At 53.7% G+C, this 270-nt stretch carries 1 protein-coding gene; it reads right to left on the minus strand.

Going from position 1 to position 270, the window contains the following annotated elements; all coding sequences use genetic code 11:
• Positions 1 to 198 (minus strand): hypothetical protein (locus tag Q5L94_RS13730; protein WP_317498913.1); only part of this gene is annotated, 198 nt, incomplete at its 3' end.
• Positions 199 to 270: the final 72 nt, after the last annotated feature.

Below are 270 nucleotides of genomic sequence, written 5' to 3' on the forward strand. Positions count from 1 at the left end.
TGCGTAGACACGCACGGTCTGTGTCAAAAGAAGCTGCCGAATATAGCTCTCTGCCTTGCTCTGAGCTGCTTTCGCGTAGCCAAGAACAAGAGCCTCCCATTCCTGATCGTCTGCAGTAATTTCCAGATGGGATTTAAGCGTGCCGATATCCTCAGCTGAAAATAGCGGTGGCGGTGGCGTGATCACTTCAAACGGCATGCAGCCTCCAATAGAAACACCCCGGCGATAGATGGCCGGGGCGATGATCGCCTTAGACGGTGACGATTTGCG

It is taken from the genome of Idiomarina sp. Sol25, from assembly GCF_033052775.1.
Taxonomy (GTDB): Bacteria; Pseudomonadota; Gammaproteobacteria; order Enterobacterales; family Alteromonadaceae; genus Idiomarina.